Here is a 1,980-nt window from a genome sequence, read left to right on the forward strand (position 1 = left end):
AAAAAAGCGGAGCATGTTGACCCCTTGGATTTAGGTTTAAGTTAATTAGTGGGATTAACTACTAATTTGACACTGATTATGGCAGGAAAACCTAAAAGAATGAGCCAAGTAAAACAAATACTACAATTGCACAGCCAAGGGAACGGCAACAAGACCATAGCCCGCAATCTGGGTATAAGCAAGAATACGGTCAAGAGTTATCTGGCAAAATACCGCAGTTCGAAAATAAGCCTTGCCACCTTACTGAAAATGGAAGATCATGCGCTTGAAAAAGTCTTCCATCCCGGAAACCCAGCTTATAAAGACAACCGGTTCGAAGAGCTAAAAGGCAAGCTTGATTATTACGTTGACGAGCTTAAAAAGACAGGCGTGACAAAACAACTTCTGTGGGAAGAGTACCGCCTGTCCAACCCCACAGGGTACAGCCTCAGCCAGTTCAGTTATCACCTGTCGCAACACCGGCTTACCAAAAATCCTTCCATGGTACTGCGCCACGAACCTGGGGAAAAACTGTTTGTAGACTTTGCCGGCAAGAAGCTCTCCTATATCGATCCGACAACAGGAGAAATAATCGAATGCCAAGTATTTGTAGCCTGCCTGCCCTATTCCGATTATGCCTTTTGCATGGCCGTTCCCAGCCAACGTGTCGACGATTTTATTTATGCGCTCACCTGCTGTTTGGAGAGCCTTGGCGGCGTGCCCAAGGTGCTGGTTCCCGACAACCTGAAATCGGCCGTAATAAAAGCCAACAATTACGAACCTACCATCAACCGGGCACTCGAAGATTTTGCCAACCATTACAACATGGCGGTGGTTCCCGCCCGTGCCAGAAAACCCAAGGACAAGGCTCTTGTGGAAAACCAGGTAAAACTTATTTACAACCGGGTTTATGCACGTATACGCAACCAACAGTTCTTCTTGCTCTCTGAGCTTAACAGTGCCATAAAAGAACATACGCTCAAGCATAACCAAACTCGTATGCAAAAGCGCGATTACTGCCGGGAAGAGCACTTCCTGTCGAATGAGAAACACCTGTTGCAGGAACTGCCCACAAAGGCCTTTGAAATAAAATATTACAAGGAGTACAAACATGGTACCAATAACCATATCTACCTGGGCGAGGACAAACATTATTATAGTGCCCCTTACCAATATATCGGGCAAAAACTAAAGGTAGTTTATACCCGTTCCATGGTGCGAATTTTTCACCGGCACAACTTGGTGGCAGTTCACAAACGGGAGTTTGGCATCGGCAAATATACCACCGTTGAAGAACACCTCTGTTCAACCCACCAGCATTACCTGAACCGAAGCCCGGAATACTATAAAGACAAGGCGGAGAACTTATCGAAAACATTAGGAGAACTTGTAAGGCTAATATTTGCCCAGGACAGGTATCCGGAACAGCTATACAAGAGCTGCGATGGCCTTTTTAGCCTGTTTAAAAGCACGCCCCGGGAAACCTTTGACAAAGCGTGCCGGATGGCTATTGATTATCAGAATTACACTTACGGTTTTGTACTTAACGTTATCAAGAATAAGATGACCGAATATGACCAAGAAGAACAACCTGATCAAAGTTTGCCACAACACAACAACATCAGGGGAAAAGAATATTACGACAATCAATTATCACTTAAATTTTAATACGATGGAAAATATCGAAAACCAACTATCGCAATTACGCCTGTTCGGCTTCAAAACAAGCTGGAATGCACTATTGGAAACCAAAAGGTCAAACGAGCTATCGCTCAACGAAGGACTTGAAATACTTTTACAGGCAGAATTGCAGGACAGGGACAACCGCCGCTTTGAACGGTTAAGAAAATCTGCTAAGTTCAGGTATCAGGCCTCTCTGGAAGAGTTGAAATACGATGTGTCGAGAGGCTTGGACAAAGGGCTTATATCCACGTTGGCAACAGGTGGATATATTAACAACGGAGAATCCGTTCTGATTACTGGGGCAACCGGATGTGGTAA

The 1,980-nt window shown here is 44.7% G+C and carries 2 protein-coding genes; both read left to right on the forward strand.

The features are described from left to right. Nucleotides 1-99 precede the first annotated feature (99 nt). The gene (gene istA, locus ACRD64_RS25170) at nt 100-1,647 is read left to right on the forward strand and encodes an IS21 family transposase (RefSeq protein WP_430937392.1); all 1,548 of its coding nucleotides are present in this window, start codon (nt 100-102) and stop codon (nt 1,645-1,647) included. 4 nt (nt 1,648-1,651) lie between these two features. Continuing rightward, a partial coding sequence (locus ACRD64_RS25175; RefSeq protein ID WP_430937394.1) for an ATP-binding protein occupies nt 1,652-1,980 on the forward strand: 329 nt, incomplete at its 3' end.

The sequence above is a fragment of the Saccharicrinis sp. 156 genome (genome assembly GCF_050589685.1).
Lineage (GTDB): Bacteria > Bacteroidota > Bacteroidia > Bacteroidales > Marinilabiliaceae > Saccharicrinis.

Coding starts and splice junctions, on each gene's coding strand:
- istA (WP_430937392.1), top strand. CDS start 100: ATGAGCCAAGTAAAACAAATACTACAATTGCACAGCCAAGGGAACGGC.